Genomic DNA, 16,654 nt, shown 5'->3' with positions numbered 1-16,654 from the left:
CTTTATCTTTCATATTATACCGAATAAACTGCCGGAATGCGCAGAAAAAGAGTTCTTGAAAAAGTGATTTAAAAAAGCAACATTAAAAAGCCATATTAAATAAAAAGGTGCCTCGATGAGACATTGGGCGGCTGAACAATGGGAAATCCAGTTGGATCAACTCATGCATGAGCTCGATGACTATTTTGAGCGGAAATATTCGGGACGCTATAGTCTTCATCCCGCGCGCCCCGCTAAAGGCACGACTGCGAATCCCTCTCAGGACGGTCTGTTCAGCATCACGGCTTTTTTTACCCTTGGGCTGGGTTCGGAATTCGGCAAAGGGTATGTGGTGGACATTAAACTCCGCACGCTCGAACCCGTGCCTGAGACGATCCGAGAAGAGATTGAAAACGAAGCCTTGCGCTTTCTGCGTCGAAAAATCGGCCAGGCCTTTCCGGGGCGAAAATTGTCCGTCACCCGAGACGGAACGGTCATCAAAATATTCGGTGATCTCAGTTTGGGCATGGCTTAAAACGCCCTACTTTTTCGTCGTTTAAATTGATTCAATTCTATTGCGGCGTTTTTGTCGGTTGTGCGGCCTGTTTGTAGAACTCGCGCAACAGTTCCAGCGGCCGATGATCAGTTTTCAGACGCTTAATTAGGTCGGCCAACTGTCTTGCTTCGGAATTGATCAACAAATTTCCGATGCGCGGGTCAGCATATCGGCCGTCGCCTGCATAGTGATTCGGATACTTGGCATACCACCAGATACCGGTGTAGGCGTGCGTGAGCCCCGCCAGTCGATTCAAATCCTCACCTGATTGTTCCCCCGCCTTCTCAGTATGCACCAGATCCGGCCGATGCGACAACAGGGTTGATGTTTCCTCCTCATCGGCATGGCCGCCCGTTGCGGTTTTGCGCAGTTTGCGAACCTCCTCGCTGATCGCCGGATCCTCTTCCGGCTGAAATAAAAAGACTGCATAGCTGCGCGGTGACTGCAGCTGCGCCTGACAAAAATAGGGCAAAAAGTAATTGTTGCCGCCGTGACCATTCACCAAAATAATTTTTTCAAAGCCGTTGCGTCCCAACTCATCACAGGTTTCCTGCAGAATGTTCCACACCAGCTGGGGACTGTAGGCGATGGTGCCGGGCTGATGCTGTGCTTCGTAAATTTGGCCGAAATAATAGGGCGGAAAGACGACCGCATATTCCTGCTCCGCCGCCGACAAACAGATTCGACGGGCATCCAGCAGGTCGGTACCCAACGGCAGGTGCGGCCCGTGCTTTTCCAAGATGCCGAGAGGAATGATGCAGATTTTCCCGGATCGCTCAAGTGCCTGCAGAAACTGAGGAGCCGACAGTTCTTCATATTGAACCGGCAGCGGCTGAGCAGCGATCAAACAGCCGGTGAGCGCGAGAACCATCCTCCATGTTTTGGTCATGGCATTTTCCTCCTACAAGAAATTATCGTTTAAAATCCGTCTCCAATGCAAACCATTTGACGGCGTTATCATGATAGATCTTTTTCAGAACGCTTTTCGGCAAATCCAAGCCGCAGAAGGGCGTGCGGACAGTGGGCGAAGTCAATTTTTCCTTTGTCGTAAAATAACGCCAATCTTCCAACCATGTCGAAACATGGCGGGCATAGGCATTCGCATTGTCCGTGACGAGAATATCGGTGCCGTAGATCAACCGGTCCTGGTACTTTAAGAAAAATCGCCGCACTCTGTCTCTATTCTGCACCTGAAAATGGCAAATGCGCGCCGCCATATCCACCGCCATATTGGGAAAACGGTCAAGACGGGCGGCGAGTTCATCCACATTCCATTCCAGACTGCCGAGATGAGCGCCGACAAAGCGGAGATCGGAATGCCTGGCGAGCATATTGTCGCGCGCTCGGATTTGCTGTTCGTAGGAAGGAAAATCGGGATGCAGGTACATGTGATATTGGGGATTCTGAGCAAAATAGCTGCTGTCATTACGGACGGTCATCGAGTCGAGCGGCAGCCAGCAGTTGCGGGGTTCGCCCAGATGGCCGACGAGGGTTTTGCCTTGGGAAGCAATAAAGTCGAGAATGGGATCAAAGCGAGAGTCGTCGATGAAAATAAAGCTGCCGTCCGAATCGCGAAAAGTCATGCCGATATCTTTCCAAACCTTGACGCCGACGGCACCGGCCGCAAAGTCTTTTTTCAGCCCGTCGATGACGTTTTGCTGCCAGGATTCCGTTCCCCACCCCTGCATGGAAAAGGTGGTGATCCAAGCAACCACATGGGGAAAGCGCTTTTGCTGCTGCATTGCCCAGGTCTTCTGACGGTTTATATTTATCGAATCCTCGGAACCGGTGCAGATGGTAATTAGTTGGAAATTTAGGCCTTGGGAGAGGAGCGGAAAATCGGGTGAAAAGGCGTGAATATGAATATGAGCGTCGATTTTTGGAAAGGTCTCCCAAGCCGGACCGGCACCGCAACGGCATAGGAGGAGAAGTAGAGGAAGCAGCTTTTTCATTACAGGCCTCTTGCTGGAATGGGTTGCGAAAGCAGAACAATTTAATTTTATTCCTTTCCGTTATCAAGGGAAATATTGAAACCGAAACTCGAAAAACAATAGTGTTCATATTTCGCTTATCCTGAAACGACCTCGCCCACCTTAGATCTGTTCAATTGATATTTTATGCGGCTAATTTCTATTAATTTCTGAAAGTTAACCATTCAGCGCCGACGGCGTCGACGCGGCTGCTGAAAACGAAATTTTACAAGTTAGTGCAGAAGCAACCTTACCGGAAAAGAATCCCGAAATGAAAGCGTTGTAATTTTGTCAAAAACTTGATATTTTCCGTTGTCAAGTTAAAACCCCAAAACACGCCGTAACGGTTGTGTCTTGGGGTTTTCAGTACCTATACGACAGGGAAAGAGATGGACAGAAAGAAAATTAAAGCCCGCCTTGAATTGGAAGACGGTTCGGTTTTTTACGGATGGTCTTTCGGTGCAACGCGCTCGGTTACCGGTGAAGTTGTTTTCAACACCGGCATGGTCGGCTATCCGGAAAGCTTGACCGATCCATCCTACTACGGTCAGATTCTGGTGCTGACCTATCCTTTGATCGGCAACTATGGCGTTCCTGAATCGCGAATCGTCGACGGCCTCGAGCAATGGTTCGAGTCTACCGGCATCAAGATTACCGGGCTCATCGTTTCGGAGGTCTCGCAGCATTATAACCATTGGAATGCCGTAAAAAGTCTGAGCGAATGGTTGGTCGAGCACAATGTCCCGGGACTCTACGGCATCGACACGCGCATGCTCACCAAGCGTCTGCGTGAAGAAGGGACCATGCTGGGCAGAATCCTCTTTTTCAACGAGGAGCTTCCCTTTTATGACCCGAACAAAATCAATTTGGTCGAAAAGGTGAGCTGTGCGGAGCCGATTGAATACGGAGAGGGAGAAAAGACGGTCGTTCTTGTGGATTGCGGGGCCAAGGATAACATTGTACGCAGCCTCTTGCAACGCGGGCTGCGTGTACGCAAGGTACCTTGGAACTATGATTTTACCCAAGAGCCGTACGACGGCGTGATGATCTCGAATGGACCCGGCGATCCCAAAATGTGCCGCGAAACGGTGGAAATCGTGCGCAGGGCGATGGAGCGGGGCAAGCCGATTTTTGGCATCTGCATGGGCAACCAAATCCTTGCCCTGGCGGCAGGAGCCGATACGTACAAGCTCAAATTCGGTCATCGGAGCCAAAACCAGCCGTGTGTCGAGGTCGGCACCAAACGCTGCTACATTACTTCGCAGAACCACGGCTTTGCGGTGGACGGCCGCACGCTGCCGGAGGGTTGGGAACCCTGGTTCGTCAACGCCAATGACGGCACCAACGAGGGGATTCGCCACAAAACTCGGCCTTTCTGCAGCGTCCAATTTCACCCCGAAGCTGCTCCCGGCCCGGTTGATACGGCCATTTTGTTTGACGATTTTAAAAGGATGCTGATATGACGGTTTTGCCTAAAAAAGTCATCATTTTGGGAAGCTCGGCGCTGAAAATCGGCGAGGCGGGAGAGTTTGATTATTCCGGCAGTCAGGCCATCAAGGCGCTCAAGGAAGAGGGGGTTTATGTCGTTTTGGTAAATCCCAACATCGCGACGATCCAGACCTCCGAGCATCTGGCGGATCAGGTCTATTTCCTGCCGGTGACCCCCTATTTTGTCGAGCAGGTCATTCAAAAAGAAAAGCCCGACGGCATTCTGCTCGGCTTCGGTGGTCAAACGGCGTTGAACTGCGGTTTAGAGCTGGACAAGAGCGGGGTGCTGGCCCGCTACGGTGTGCGCGTGTTGGGAACTCCCGTAGAAGCCATCCGCAACACCGAAGACCGCGAGCTTTTCGTCGCCAAACTGAAGCAGATCGGCGTCAAGACGCCACGCAGCTTTGCCGTGACCGAGCTCGAAGAAGCCGTCCGCCGCGCCCATGAGATCGGCTTTCCGGTCATGATCCGCATCGGCTTTGCACTGGGCGGATTGGGTTCGGGCGTTTGCCGTAATGAGGCCGAAGTGCGTGAACTGGCGCAAAAAGCCTTGTCCTACACCCACCAAATCCTTATTGAGGAATACCTGCAGGGCTGGAAAGAGATCGAATACGAGATCGTCCGTGATCAGTACGACAACTGCCTTGCGGTCTGCAATATGGAAAATTTCGACCCGATGGGCATTCATACCGGCGAGAGCATCGTCGTGGCCCCCAGTCAGACCCTTTCCAACCGCGAATACCACAAGCTGCGCGAGATCGCCATCCGCACGGTGCGGCATCTCGGCATCGTCGGCGAGTGCAACATTCAGTACGCTCTCGATCCCAAATCCGAGGACTATCGCGTTATTGAGATCAACGCCCGTTTGTCGCGCAGTTCGGCTCTCGCCTCAAAAGCCACCGGCTATCCTCTGGCCCACGTTGCGGCAAAATTGGCGCTGGGCTACAGCCTGGTGGATATCCCCAACTCGATCACCCGCGTAACCAAGGCGGCGTTCGAACCTGCGCTCGATTATATCGTCGTCAAAATTCCGCGCTGGGACTTGAAAAAGTTCAAGCAGGTTTCCAAACGCATCGGCTCGGGGATGAAGTCTGTCGGCGAAGTGATGGCGATTGGACGAAAGTTCGAGGAGGCGCTGCAGAAAGGACTGCGAATGCTCGAAATCGGCGCCGACGGCTTGGTCTTGAACCGAGCGTTCCAATTCGAAGATCTGCGCAAGGAACTGGCGGAACCGACCGATCAACGCGTCTTTGCCGTCGCCGAAGCAATAAAAGCCGGAATTTCTATTGACGAGATTTACGAGCTGACCTATATCGATAAATGGTTCCTTTACAAGATACAAAACATCGTCGAAATCGAGAAGCGGCTGCTGGAGGTGGGCGAGCAGCGATGTCCCAAAGAGCTGCTGGAAGAGGCCAAGCAGCACGGCTTTTCGGACAAGCAGATTGCCCGCGCGCTCAAGATGACCGACCACGAAGTGCGGGAGTTGCGCAAAGCCTACGGCCTGTCGCCGAAGGTCAAACAGATCGACACGCTGGCGGCAGAGTATCCGGCGCAGACCAATTATCTGTATCTTACTTACAACGGTGCCGAAGACGACATCGATTTTCTCAACCGCAATTCGGTCATTGTGCTGGGCGGCGGCGCCTACCGCATCGGCAGCTCGGTGGAATTCGATTGGTGCTGCGTCAACTGCGTCAAAACCCTCGACGAGCTCAATTATCAGACCATCATGGTCAATTACAATCCCGAAACCGTCAGCACCGACTATGACGAATGCGACAAGCTCTATTTCGACGAACTGAGCTTCGAAACCGTCATGGATATTTATGAGAAGGAAAAGCCGCTCGGTGTTGTGGTCTCCATGGGCGGGCAGATTCCCAATAATTTGGCCCTTAAGCTGCACCGCGCCGGTGTCAAGCTATTAGGCACTTCGGCGCACAGCATCGATCAGGCCGAAGACCGCCACAAGTTTTCCAGGCTGTTGGACGAGTTGGGGATCGATCAGCCGCAGTGGAAGGAGCTGACATCGGTGGATGAGGCGATTCGGTTCGCCAATCAGGTCGGCTATCCGGTGTTGGTGCGGCCGTCCTACGTTCTTAGCGGCGCCGCCATGAGTGTGGCGACCCATGATGAAGAGCTGACGAAATTCCTCGGCAAAGCCGCCGATGTTTCAGCCGACCATCCGGTGGTCATCTCTAAATTCATCGAAAATGCAAAAGAGATCGAAATCGACGCGGTTGCGCAGGAAGGCGAGCTGCTGCTCTATGCCATCAGCGAGCACGTCGAGAACGCCGGGGTTCATTCGGGCGATGCGACGCTGGTTTTACCGCCGCAGCGGACTTATTTGGAGACGACCCGCCGCATCAAAAAGATTGCCCGTCAGGTAGCACAGGCGCTCAAAATCAACGGTCCTTTCAACATGCAATTTGTGGCGCGCGGCAACGAGGTCAAGGTCATCGAGTGCAATCTGCGCGCATCGCGAAGCTTTCCGTTCGTCTCCAAAATCTTTAAAATGAACTTTATCGACATCGCGACGCGCGTGATTATGGGGCATCATGTGCCGCGCATCGACCGTTCGGCGTTCGATTTGGAATACGTCGGCGTCAAAGCGCCGCAGTTTTCCTTCACCCGACTCATTGGCGCCGATCCGACGCTGGGCGTCGAAATGGCTTCAACTGGTGAGGTGGGCTGCCTGGGCGATGATTTCGAGGAGGCTTTCCTCAAAGCGCTATTATCCGTGGGATACAAGCTGCCGATCAAGAATATCCTGCTGTCCACCGGTCCCATCGAATCAAAGGCCGAGTTTCTGGAAAGCACCCGTCTCCTGCAGAAAATGGGCATGAACTTTTATGCCACCGGCGGCACGGCTCGATTTATGGAGGCCAACGGAATTAAAGTTACACATTTGCATTGGCCGCTTTCCCAAGAAAAACCGAACGTACTGGACTATCTTGGAAATGGAAAGATCGACTTGGTTATCAACATTCCCAAAAACTATCAGGAAGAAGAACTGACCAACGATTACATCATTCGTCGCCGTGCCGTCGATTTCGCCATTCCTCTGTTTACTAATCTGCAGTTGGCCAGACGTTTCGTCGAGGCCGTAGCCAAACATACTCTCGCCGATCTTCAGATTAAAAGCTGGTCCGAGTATGTCTAGATGAAAAGTTACTGAGAACGATCATCATCATGCCGTCGGTGCTGAAAGAAAGCAGCTACAGCTATCGTCTGGCTTTTCGCGAATACCGCAGAGTCTTACGGCGGCTTTTTATTGCCGTAGCTCTTTTATTTGTGCTAATTGGACTCGGTGTGATCGGCTATCGCCAGTTGATGGGTTGGAAACTCATCGACTGCCTCTACATGACCGTTATAACCATCGGCACGGTTGGTTTTCGCGAAATTGCACCGCTGACCCCTGAAGCGCAGTTGTTTACCATTTTTTTGATTTTCGGAGGACTGGCAGTCGGCGGCTATGCCTTCGGCAATATTGCCGCTTTTTTTACCGAAGGACAGTTGAACAATATTCTAAAAGGTCGGCGTATGGTATGGGAAATAACCAATCTAAAAGACCATGTCATTGTGTGCGGCTACGGCAAAATCGGCCGCGAAGTATGCCGCCAACTGACCGCCGTTGGACATCCGTTTATCGTGATCGATAAAGATGAAAGCAAAATCGACGAGGCGCTCGAACAGGATATCTTGGCCGTTATCGGCGATGCTTCAGAAGATGAGGTTCTGCTCAAAGTCGGAGTAAGAAATGCCCGTGCGCTTGTTTCGGCGATTTCGGACGATTCGGCGAACGTCTACCTGGTGTTGACGGCCCGCGCTTTGAACGAAAAGCTGTACATTGTGGCGCGCGGCGCCGATGAAACGGCGCGTAAAAAGCTGCTGCGCGTCGGCGCCAACCAGGTGGTTTCGCCTTTTGAAATCGGCGCGCGGCGAATGGCCGCCTATGCCGTCAAAGCGGAAATGGTCGATCTGGTCGATGCCCTTTCCTTGGGAGGAAAGAGCGATCTGCTGGTTGAACGGATCAAAGTCGAAGCCGGAAGTGAACTCGACGGCGTTCGCCTGAACGAGTCGAAAATCCGCACCAAAACCGACGGCGCAATGGTCATCGGGGTTGGCACCCATGAGGAAAAGATCGAGATCAATCCTTCCGCCGACCTCACTCTTTATGCCGGAAATTGTCTCTTGGCCATCGGCACAACGGCGCAGTTGGAAGCCCTGCGTAAACTCGCGCAAACCCGATGAGATTGACCAAAAAGCTCGCTTATTGCGCCGTAGCGTCTGTATGGTTGGCCGCGGCTTTTGCTTCGAAATATTACCGCGGGCCGGGAGACGCTTTTGCCGAGGCCTACCTTGGCGATTTTTTTATCGTCGGCGTGCTCTATTACGTTCTTTCGGCCGTTGCGCAGAAATTGACTCCCCTTAGGCGATTGGCGGCCGTGGCGCTGTTTGCGTTGGCGGTCGAAGCCTTTCAGGCAACCGGACTGCCGCGCTCCTGGAATCTGCCGCGTCCGTTAAGTTTTGTATTCGGCACGCAATTTGACTTTTATGACACGGCGTTTTACCTTGCCGGTTTGGGCTTCAGCCGAATCGTCGAACGACTTTATATTGAAAAAGCAAATGCCGAAATCCTTTGACGACCCTTTTCTCATTCTCGCTCACCGCGGCGCCTCCCGCGAAGCGCCTGAAAACACTTTGGCGGCTTTTCGTCGCGCCTTTGCCCTCGGCGTGGACGGGATTGAATTGGACGTGCAGCTGACGGCAGACGGCGAACTAATTGTCATCCACGACGAAACCGTCAACCGAACCACGAACGGCCGCGGCCGAGTCGAGCGCAAAACATGGGCCGAGCTGCAGACGCTCGACGCCGGAACGTGGTTTTCAGAGCAATTTGCCGGTGAACGGCTGCCCTCTTTGGCGCAAGTGCTCGACGAAGCGGAGGGGGTTCTCGTCGACGTCGAAATCAAAAAATGCCGCGACAGTAAACTTTTGAAGGAACGCCTTTCGGCCCTTATTCCGCCGCACAAAGCAAATGCGTTTTTGATCACTTCGTTTGATTCGAGCATTATCGAGGAATTCAAAACGATGCGTCCCGATCTGCGAACCGGCCTGTTGTTGAACGGCAGGAAAAAATTGGCAGGGAGCTGGGAGTTCGTCCTGCCGCATCATCGTTTAGTGGATGAACTCTTTTGTGCGCGTGCGGCAGAGGCGGGGAAAAAAATCATCGTGTGGACCGTGGACGAGGAAAAAGATGTAAACCGACTTTTGCAGCTTGGCGTCGGCCGATTCATCACCAATGAACCGCAGAAAGTGCAAAAGATCGTGCAAACGGCTAAAAATGGCTTGACTCTAATCTGAAAAACTCTTAAATTTGTTTGCTTTGTGGGAAAGGGCTCACAGAGGAGACGGTGGGCGTAGCTCAGCTGGTTAGAGCTCCAGGTTGTGGCCCTGGAGGTCGCGGGTTCGAATCCCGTCGCTCACCCACAAATGATCAGGATTACGTCCCGTTCGTCTAGTGGTTAGGACTCAGGATTTTCATTCCTGCAACAGGGGTTCGACTCCCCTACGGGATGCCAAGCCGACATATCGAAAGATATGCCGGCTTTTTTGTTTTGAAGAGAATTCAGAATCTGATTGTTTCTCACCCTCCGCTTTTGTAAATTCAAGATCGATATTCTTCTGAGGCCGACTTGACGCTGAGCATCGTTATCGTAAATTATAACGTTCGGGAATTCCTCGAGCAGGCGCTGGTTTCCGTTCAGAAAGCCGTCAGGCATATCGACTGCGAAATCTGGGTCGTTGACAACGCCTCTTCCGACGGCAGCGCAGCGTTTCTGCGCAGAAAATTTCCCGATGTTAAGCTGATAGCCAATGAGCAAAACCTGGGCTTTGCGCGCGCCAATAATCAAGCTCTGCGGCAGGCGACCGGTCAATACATCTGCCTTTTGAACCCGGACACCATCGTTCAGGAAAATACGTTCGATGTCCTTTTGCGCTACATGGAAGATCATCCGGACGTCGGTATGGTCGGCGCCAAGATCCTGAACGCGGACGGCTCTCTGCAGCCGGCCTGCCGACGCAGTTTCCCGACGCCGTGGGTGGCTTTTACCAAGATCGTCGGTCTGGCCGCTCTTTTCCCCAAAAGCCGCTGGTTCGGACGCTACAATTTGACTTTTCTCGATCCGGATCAGGAGGCGGATGTTGAGGCCATTTCCGGCTCGTTTATGTTCGTCCGTCGTTCAGTCATCGAAAAGGTCGGCGGGCTGGACGAGGATTTTTTTATGTACGGCGAGGACCTGGATTGGTGTTACCGAATCCGTGAGGCCGGTTACCGTATTCGCTATGTGCCGTACACGCAAATCATTCACTTCAAGGGTGAAAGTTCCAAAAAGAGCCTGCTGCAGCAGCGGCTTTTGTTCTATGAGGCCATGCGGCTGTTTGTGCGCAAGCATTTCAAAAAAAGGATCGCCTGGATTTCTCTTTGGGGCCTGCTGATGGCCATTTATCTTCGTGCCGCGCTTTCGTTTATCGGCGCACTCTTTCGTAAAGCCGCTTGGCCCCTTTTCGATGCCGGTGTTATGGCAGCTTCGTTGGCTGCGGCGATTTTGTGGCGGTTTTTCCCTTCTTTTCCTTGGCAGCCGTTTCTGCCGGTCTATTTAATCTACTCGATCGTTTGGATAACCGCTCTGGGGGCTTACGGGTGCTATTCGCGCCATCACCTCTCAGCGGCCAAAGCCTCATCGGGCGTCCTATTGGGATGGCTGATCAACACGTCGATCACTTTTTTCCTGCGGCAATATGCCTTTTCCCGCGCCGTCGTTCTGCTTTCGGGCGCTATCAATCTGCTTCTCCTTCCCGGCTGGCGCATAATGCTCAATTTTTTGCTGCGGCATCGTGTCTCCTTTTTATCCAAGATATTCGGCAAATATTTGCTGGAACGCCGTTCTTTGGTCGTCGGCGATGCGCAAGCCTGCGCCCAGATTATCCGTCGTCTGCGCAATGCCGGCTCCGGACGTTATGAGGCGACCGGTGTTGTGCTCATCGAAAACGATCCGTCGGTGGAAACCATTGAAGGGGTATCAGTGGTGGGATTTCTCCCCGACTTGCCGGAAATCATCAGACGGGAGCGGGCGCACGAAGTTATTTTTGCCGCCGAAGCGCTTCCCTATGAAAAAATGCTGGCTGCGATCGCCCGATCCAAAGGCCTGCAGATCAGTTTCAAAATGGTGCCCAGTCAACTGGATGTGGTGATCGGCAAAGCCACGCTTGATTATCTGGAAGATATTCCGTTTATTGACATCGATTATCGGCTTTACAAAAAGAGTTTTCAATTTCTCAAGCGTTCTTTCGACATCTTTGCGGCCGGTGTATTGTTGACGGCGGGATTCCCGGCGTTTTGTCGGTTGCGGTGGATTTGTAAAGCGCCGCTCGTGTCGTTGCCGATAAAGGACGGACGCAACAGAACCGTATCGGCGCAGATCTTTCAAAGCGATTCATTCTGGCGTATTTATCCGCTGCTTCCTGCGGTTCTGCGCGGAGAGCTGTCTATCGTCGGTCGCAGCTTTAACAACGGCTATGAGATCGAAACCGCATTGTTGAAACCAGGAATAGCGGCGCTCGACGATTTTCCCTCTCCGGCCATCACCAATGATGAAGAACGGAAGCGATTCATCATTTATTACTTAAAAAATTATTCGCCTTTTCTTGATTTAAAGATTCTCTTTATGACGGCAAAATTGCGAAAGAAGAAACCATGAAAACGCAGCGAAAATACATCCTAGAGTTCGAAAAGCCGATCGTAGAGATCGAACGGCGCATTGCCGAGTTGAAGGAATACTCTTTGAGCGAAGACCTCGAGATCATAAAAGAGATCGAGAGACTGGAGCTCAAGGCGCAAAAGCTGCGCCGGGCCGTCTATTCGCGGTTGACCCGCTGGCAGAGGGTGCAGCTGGCGCGGCACCCCGAGCGGCCTTATACGTTGGACTATATTCAGCGAATTTTCACCGATTTCATCGAGCTGCACGGAGATCGGGCTTTTGGCGATGACCCGGCCATGGTCACCGGCATCGGCAAATTGGACGGCAGGCCGGTGGCCATTGTCGGCCAGCAGAAGGGGCGGGACACCAAGGAGAAACTGCGCCGTAATTTCGGTTCGCCGCATCCTGAAGGCTATCGGAAGGCGTTGCGCATCATGAAGCTGGCGGCCAAATTCAATCGGCCGGTCATTTCCTTCATTGACACGCCGGGGGCTTATCCGGGCGTCGGCGCGGAGGAGCGCGGTCAGGCGGAGGCGATCGCCCGCAACCTTTTTGAAATGTCGCGACTGCCGGTCCCCATTCTCATCCTGATCATCGGTGAGGGAGCCAGCGGCGGCGCTTTGGGGATCGGCGTCGGCGACCGCGTAATGATGATGGAAAACACCTGGTATTCGGTGATCTCGCCCGAAGGCTGCGCGGCCATTCTTTTTCACGACTCTTCGCAGGCCGAGCATGCCGCCGAAGCCATGAAGGTGACGGCGCCGGATTTGGTCGAAATGGGATTGGTCGATCGCGTGGTCGAAGAGCCGGAAGGAGGCGCGCACACAGACCATGATGCGGCCGCCGAAATCGTCAAGCGGGTCCTTATCGAAGAGCTCGATGCGCTGTGCCGAATCCCGGCGGACGAGCTGGTCCGGAGGCGAATCGAAAAGTATGCGGCCATGGGCGTTTGGAAAGAAGAGTAAGAGTGTGAGGAATTATGGTTGATGCAAAACTGCTCGAGTTGTTGGTTTGTCCTTCCTGCAAGGGAGATCTGCTCTATGATGCCGAACAGGACACTTTGACCTGTCTGAATCGGCATTGCCCTTCCTGCGGCATGCCGTTGGATGAAAACGGCAAGTGCACCGCTTCGGAGTGCGGCCTGATTTCGGAAAAAGCCGTCGGGCTGCGCTATCGAGTGGAAGAGGACATCCCCATCATGCTGATCGACGAAGCGGAAAAGCTTCCGCTGTCTTGACTCGTCAAAAGCAATAAATTTCTTGCTTTATTGCGGTTTTTCCGCTAAATTGAATTTAAAAACCGACGGGAAAAACCGCGATGATGAACTCAAAGGTCCTTTTGTTGAACCAAAACTACGAGCCGCTGGGCATCGTCAGCGCGCGCAAAGCCGTCATTATGATGTTCCTGCAAAAGGTTGAAATCATCGAAAGCCGCAACCTTTTGATTCGGTCGCAGTATTTGGCGATTCCGTTGCCCAGCGTTATCCGCCTCAAGAGCTACGCCCACGTTCCGTTCAAGCGGGTGGAGCTGAATAGAGGCAACATTATGCGCCGCGACGGCTTTGTCTGTCAATACTGCGGCACAAAAAAGGGTCCTTTGACCATCGATCACGTGATCCCCAAGACTCGCGGCGGCGACGACAGTTGGGAGAACCTGGTCTGCGCATGTGTCAGCTGCAATAACAAAAAGGGTAACCGCACGCCGGAAGAAGCGGGTATGACGCTGCTGCGCGGCCCCAAGCGACCGAACTATCTTTTCTTCATGCAGCATTTCATCGGAATGAACGAGCAGTGCTGGAAGCCTTATTTGTACATGAATTAACCAAACTTGTGTTTCCTGCATGATGGACCGATCGGCCGCTTCAAGGCGGCCTTCTTTATGCTCGGCGGTTTCGCCTCCCCGTTTGGAAAGACTCATCGATGTCATATAGAGTACGACTGGATGCTTTTGAAGGTCCTTTGGATCTTCTATTGTTTCTCATCAAGAAAAATGAAGTCGATATTTACGACATCCCTATTGCCGAGATTACGCGGCAATTTTTAGAGTACCTGGAGATCATCCAGTTGCTGGACATCGAAGCGGCCGCCGATTTCATTCTGATGGCCGCCACGTTGATGCGCATCAAAGCGCAGATGCTTTTGCCGCGGCCCGAGGTGGAAGAATTCGAAGAGATCGAAGACCCGCGACAAGAGTTGGTCTACCGTCTATTGGAATATAAACGGTTCAAGGACGTCGCCGTCGATCTCGCCGAAAAAGAAAAGGAAGCGGCAAAGCTCTTTCCGCGCGGCGCGTTTAAAATCGAACAAAGCGGCTTTGACGAGGAGCTGTTGAGCGCCTCAGAAGTGACGCTGTTCGATTTGGTCGCGGCGTTCAAAACCATCCTTGAAAAGCGCAGCCGGGTGCCCGTTCATCGCGTTGTAGACGTCAGCGTGTCGCTCGAAGAGCGCATGGAAGTGGTTCTGGCGGCTGTGAAGGACCGAGTGCGGATCGAGTTTGCCGAACTGTTTGCGCCGGAGGATGACAAACTGACAATGATCGTCACCTTTATCGCCGTGTTGGAACTGATCAAGCAAGGGAAAATTCGCGCCGTGCAAAGCGAACCGTTTGCACCGATACAAATCGAAAGAGTCGATGGATAGCTATCCGCTGAAAACCATTTTGGAAGCCTTAATTTTTGCGTCACAGACGCCGCTCACAGAAAAGCAGATACTGGCAATTTTGCCGGAGGAGACGAGCGAGTCCATCAACGCCGCTTTGGCCGAACTGCAGCAGGATTACGCCGAGCGGCCTTTTACCATTAAAAAGATTTCGGGCGGATGGCAGTTCGTCTCGCGGCCCGAGTTTTCGCCCTGGATTACGCGGCTTTTTGAAGAAAAAGCCCGCAGCCGGTTGTCGCGCGCGGCCTTGGAAACTTTGGCCATCATTGCTTTCAAGCAACCAATCAGCCGCGTCGAAGTCTCGGCCATTCGGGGCGTCAACTCGGACGGCGTCATCAAGACTTTATTGGATGCGCGGCTGATAACCATTGCCGGACGCGACCAGGGTCCCGGGCGCGCGCTGTTGTTCAAAACGACGCCCGAGTTTTTGCGCTATTTCGGCATCAACGACATTTCCGATCTGCCCAAGCCGAAAGAAGTCGAAGAGCTGTTGGCGGCCGGCGAAGGCAGTCAACTCCTCAAGGAAATGCCGGAAGTCGGGCTGGAGCCGGTACTTGAGCCGGAGGAAGCGAGAAAAGACGACGCGCAGGCGGAGCAGGAGCAAAACAGCGAGCAGGTCGATGCGGCTGAATAGATACCTGGCTTTGTGCGGTTTGGCTTCGCGGCGGGGCGCAGAAGAGCTGATCACCGCCGGTCGGGTGACGGTCAACGGCAAGCCGGTGACCGATCTCGCGACGACGGTGGAGGAAGGCCGCGATCGGGTGTGCGTCAACGGTGTCCCGGTTTATCCGCCGCGGAATAAAGTCTATGTACTGCTGAACAAGCCCAAAGGCGTCATTACCACCGCCAAAGACGAAAAAGGCAGGCGCAGCGTTCTGGATTTGGTCAAGCTGAAGGAACGGGTATTTCCCGTCGGACGGCTCGACCGCAACAGCGAAGGGCTACTCTTGTTAACCAACGACGGTGAACTTGCCCATCGGCTGATGCATCCGCGCTTTAAGGTACAAAAGACCTATCGGGTTCAGCTCGAACAGCCGTTCGATCCGAACGATTTCAGCGCCCTCACGCAGGGAGTCGAATTGGAAGACGGCAGAACGCAGCCCTGCAGCGCCCGCTATTACGGCCCAAGCCCCGCGCAGATCGAAATTCGCATCCGCGAAGGGCGCTATCACCAAGTCCGGCGCATGTTCGAGCAGCTGGGCTATTCGGTGCGCAGCCTCAAGCGCGTCCAATACGGGCCATTGGTGCTGGAAGATTTACCGCGCGGACGCTGGCGAATGCTGAAACAGCAGGAAGTGGATGCCCTGTTCAAGGCCGTCGGTCTGCAGCGCAAAGGGAAGCCGAATGACGCGTAAAAACGGCATTATCATTGCGATAGACGGCCCGGCGGGATCGGGGAAAAGCACTGCGGCCAAATATGCGGCGCATAGGCTCAATTACCTTTACCTGGACAGCGGCGCCATGTATCGCGCCGCCACTTTGTTGGTGCTTCGGCACCCCGAAGTCATGGATGACGCGACACGGCAGGCGGAACTTGTCCGTTCGGCAATCATCGAGCTGATCAAAAGGGAAGAAGGCCTGCAGGTTCTGCTGAACGGTTGCGACGTTTCCTATGAGATTCGCACGCCGGAGGTAACCCGCGCCATCGCACCGGTCGCCGCCAATCCGGGGGTACGCGAAGAGTTGGTCAAAAAACAGCGGCTCATCGGCCAAGACGGCGGCGTTGTGGCGGAGGGGCGCGACATCGGCACCGTCGTTTTCCCCGACGCGGAATTAAAGGTCTTTATGACCGCTTCATTGGAAAAAAGGGCGGAGCGGCGGGCAAACGAATTGCGCAAGATGGGCATAGAGGTTAATTTCGAGCAAATAATGGAAGAAATTCGCCGGCGCGATGAAAGCGACATGATGCGCGCTCACGGCCCGCTGCGCCGAGCAAAAGACGCGCTGGAGCTCGATACGACCCTGCTCACCATCGAGCAGCAGGTGGATGTGATCGTCCGCTGGGCAAAGGAGCGCGGTGCCTAAGCCATGAAGGTGGTGATCGACCCGAATGCCGGTCCGTGCAGCGGCGTTCGCCGCGCGCTGGCACTGCTGCAGCAGGAGCTGCAGGAACATGGCGAGTGTTATGCGCTCGGTGAGGTAATTCACAATCCGACGGAACTGGCGCGCCTCGAGCAGGCGGGTCTGCGGACGATTGCCCAGGAGCAGGCGGAACGCGGCGATTTGGACTCTTTGCGC

General features: G+C 53.6%; 17 protein-coding genes and 2 tRNA genes. 17 read left to right on the top strand and 2 right to left on the bottom strand.

Going from position 1 to position 16,654, the window contains the following annotated elements; genetic code table 11:
- The first annotated feature begins 115 nt into the window (after nt 1-115).
- Entirely contained in the window at nt 116-514 is a 399-nt protein-coding gene (locus tag ONB24_08825; protein MDZ7316210.1) for a hypothetical protein, read from the top strand.
- 37 nt (nt 515-551) lie between these two features.
- Here the strand turns inward: ONB24_08825 and ONB24_08820 are convergent, their stop codons facing one another.
- Both ONB24_08820 and ONB24_08815 read right to left on the bottom strand, forming a co-directional pair.
- Complete coding sequence (locus ONB24_08820) at nt 552-1,424, bottom strand: creatininase family protein (GenBank protein MDZ7316209.1); 873 nt, start codon at nt 1,422-1,424, stop codon at nt 552-554.
- 22 nt (nt 1,425-1,446) lie between these two features.
- Nucleotides 1,447-2,487: an amidohydrolase gene (locus ONB24_08815; protein ID MDZ7316208.1), complete on the bottom strand. Its 1,041-nt coding sequence runs from the start codon at nt 2,485-2,487 to the stop codon at nt 1,447-1,449.
- Nucleotides 2,488-2,894: 407 nt separating this feature from the next.
- Here ONB24_08815 and carA point away from each other — a divergent pair, with 407 nt between their 5' ends.
- The 16 genes from carA to ONB24_08735 form a co-directional block, all read left to right on the top strand.
- Nucleotides 2,895-3,968 carry a glutamine-hydrolyzing carbamoyl-phosphate synthase small subunit gene (gene carA / locus ONB24_08810; protein ID MDZ7316207.1) on the top strand — a complete coding sequence of 358 codons (1,074 nt, stop codon included), beginning with the start codon at nt 2,895-2,897 and terminating at the stop codon, nt 3,966-3,968.
- Nucleotides 3,965-7,156, top strand: coding sequence for a carbamoyl-phosphate synthase (glutamine-hydrolyzing) large subunit (gene carB, locus ONB24_08805; protein ID MDZ7316206.1), 3,192 nt, complete (start codon nt 3,965-3,967; stop codon nt 7,154-7,156). The genes carA and carB overlap by 4 nt, the downstream gene beginning before the upstream one ends.
- Nucleotides 7,157-7,185: 29 nt before the next feature.
- Nucleotides 7,186-8,247, top strand: coding sequence for an NAD-binding protein (locus ONB24_08800; protein ID MDZ7316205.1), 1,062 nt, complete (start codon nt 7,186-7,188; stop codon nt 8,245-8,247).
- Nucleotides 8,244-8,639: a DUF2809 domain-containing protein gene (locus ONB24_08795; GenBank protein MDZ7316204.1), complete on the top strand. Its 396-nt coding sequence runs from the start codon at nt 8,244-8,246 to the stop codon at nt 8,637-8,639. Before ONB24_08800 ends, ONB24_08795 begins: the two co-directional genes overlap by 4 nt.
- Entirely contained in the window at nt 8,623-9,360 is a 738-nt protein-coding gene (locus ONB24_08790; protein MDZ7316203.1) for a glycerophosphodiester phosphodiesterase family protein, read from the top strand. The genes ONB24_08795 and ONB24_08790 overlap by 17 nt, the downstream gene beginning before the upstream one ends.
- Before the next feature lie 50 nt (nt 9,361-9,410).
- Nucleotides 9,411-9,484: transfer RNA gene (locus ONB24_08785), tRNA-His, on the top strand.
- Between the two features lie 19 nt (nt 9,485-9,503).
- Nucleotides 9,504-9,578, top strand: a tRNA-Glu gene (locus ONB24_08780).
- A gap of 114 nt (nt 9,579-9,692) precedes the next feature.
- A complete protein-coding gene (locus ONB24_08775; protein ID MDZ7316202.1) occupies nt 9,693-11,759 on the top strand; it encodes a glycosyltransferase in 2,067 nt (688 codons plus the stop codon).
- The gene (locus tag ONB24_08770; GenBank protein MDZ7316201.1) at nt 11,756-12,724 is read left to right on the top strand and encodes an acetyl-CoA carboxylase carboxyltransferase subunit alpha; all 969 of its coding nucleotides are present in this window, start codon (nt 11,756-11,758) and stop codon (nt 12,722-12,724) included. The genes ONB24_08775 and ONB24_08770 overlap by 4 nt, the downstream gene beginning before the upstream one ends.
- Before the next feature lie 14 nt (nt 12,725-12,738).
- Nucleotides 12,739-12,996, top strand: a complete 258-nt coding sequence (locus ONB24_08765; protein MDZ7316200.1) for a hypothetical protein — start codon at nt 12,739-12,741, stop codon at nt 12,994-12,996.
- Between the two features lie 83 nt (nt 12,997-13,079).
- Nucleotides 13,080-13,580: an HNH endonuclease gene (locus ONB24_08760; GenBank protein ID MDZ7316199.1), complete on the top strand. Its 501-nt coding sequence runs from the start codon at nt 13,080-13,082 to the stop codon at nt 13,578-13,580.
- A 98-nt stretch (nt 13,581-13,678) separates the two neighbouring features.
- Nucleotides 13,679-14,398: a segregation/condensation protein A gene (locus tag ONB24_08755; protein ID MDZ7316198.1), complete on the top strand. Its 720-nt coding sequence runs from the start codon at nt 13,679-13,681 to the stop codon at nt 14,396-14,398.
- On the top strand, nt 14,391-15,050 hold the full coding sequence (gene scpB, locus ONB24_08750; protein MDZ7316197.1) for an SMC-Scp complex subunit ScpB: 660 nt from the start codon (nt 14,391-14,393) through the stop codon (nt 15,048-15,050). Before ONB24_08755 ends, scpB begins: the two co-directional genes overlap by 8 nt.
- Entirely contained in the window at nt 15,037-15,771 is a 735-nt protein-coding gene (locus ONB24_08745; GenBank protein ID MDZ7316196.1) for an rRNA pseudouridine synthase, read from the top strand. Before scpB ends, ONB24_08745 begins: the two co-directional genes overlap by 14 nt.
- A complete protein-coding gene (gene cmk / locus ONB24_08740; protein ID MDZ7316195.1) occupies nt 15,761-16,441 on the top strand; it encodes a (d)CMP kinase in 681 nt (226 codons plus the stop codon). The genes ONB24_08745 and cmk overlap by 11 nt, the downstream gene beginning before the upstream one ends.
- Nucleotides 16,442-16,444: 3 nt before the next feature.
- Nucleotides 16,445-16,654: 4-hydroxy-3-methylbut-2-enyl diphosphate reductase (locus ONB24_08735; protein MDZ7316194.1), on the top strand; the 210-nt coding region annotated here is incomplete at its 3' end.

The organism is candidate division KSB1 bacterium (assembly GCA_034505495.1).
Classification (GTDB): Bacteria; Zhuqueibacterota; Zhuqueibacteria; order Residuimicrobiales; family Krinioviventaceae; genus Fontimicrobium_A.
This window is presented reverse-complemented; position numbering and strand designations above follow the sequence as displayed.

What these genes read in the sequence shown, in the direction of transcription:
- ONB24_08825 (MDZ7316210.1), top strand. Translation starts at nt 116, where the DNA reads ATGAGACATTGGGCGGCTGAACAATGGGAAATCCAGTTGGATCAACTC.
- ONB24_08820 (MDZ7316209.1), bottom strand. Translation starts at nt 1,424, where the DNA reads ATGACCAAAACATGGAGGATGGTTCTCGCGCTCACCGGCTGTTTGATC.
- ONB24_08815 (MDZ7316208.1), bottom strand. Translation starts at nt 2,487, where the DNA reads ATGAAAAAGCTGCTTCCTCTACTTCTCCTCCTATGCCGTTGCGGTGCC.
- carA (MDZ7316207.1), top strand. Translation starts at nt 2,895, where the DNA reads ATGGACAGAAAGAAAATTAAAGCCCGCCTTGAATTGGAAGACGGTTCG.
- carB (MDZ7316206.1), top strand. Translation starts at nt 3,965, where the DNA reads ATGACGGTTTTGCCTAAAAAAGTCATCATTTTGGGAAGCTCGGCGCTG.
- ONB24_08800 (MDZ7316205.1), top strand. Translation starts at nt 7,186, where the DNA reads ATGCCGTCGGTGCTGAAAGAAAGCAGCTACAGCTATCGTCTGGCTTTT.
- ONB24_08795 (MDZ7316204.1), top strand. Translation starts at nt 8,244, where the DNA reads ATGAGATTGACCAAAAAGCTCGCTTATTGCGCCGTAGCGTCTGTATGG.
- ONB24_08790 (MDZ7316203.1), top strand. Translation starts at nt 8,623, where the DNA reads ATGCCGAAATCCTTTGACGACCCTTTTCTCATTCTCGCTCACCGCGGC.
- ONB24_08770 (MDZ7316201.1), top strand. Translation starts at nt 11,756, where the DNA reads ATGAAAACGCAGCGAAAATACATCCTAGAGTTCGAAAAGCCGATCGTA.
- ONB24_08765 (MDZ7316200.1), top strand. Translation starts at nt 12,739, where the DNA reads ATGGTTGATGCAAAACTGCTCGAGTTGTTGGTTTGTCCTTCCTGCAAG.
- ONB24_08760 (MDZ7316199.1), top strand. Translation starts at nt 13,080, where the DNA reads ATGAACTCAAAGGTCCTTTTGTTGAACCAAAACTACGAGCCGCTGGGC.
- ONB24_08755 (MDZ7316198.1), top strand. Translation starts at nt 13,679, where the DNA reads ATGTCATATAGAGTACGACTGGATGCTTTTGAAGGTCCTTTGGATCTT.
- scpB (MDZ7316197.1), top strand. Translation starts at nt 14,391, where the DNA reads ATGGATAGCTATCCGCTGAAAACCATTTTGGAAGCCTTAATTTTTGCG.
- ONB24_08745 (MDZ7316196.1), top strand. Translation starts at nt 15,037, where the DNA reads ATGCGGCTGAATAGATACCTGGCTTTGTGCGGTTTGGCTTCGCGGCGG.
- cmk (MDZ7316195.1), top strand. Translation starts at nt 15,761, where the DNA reads ATGACGCGTAAAAACGGCATTATCATTGCGATAGACGGCCCGGCGGGA.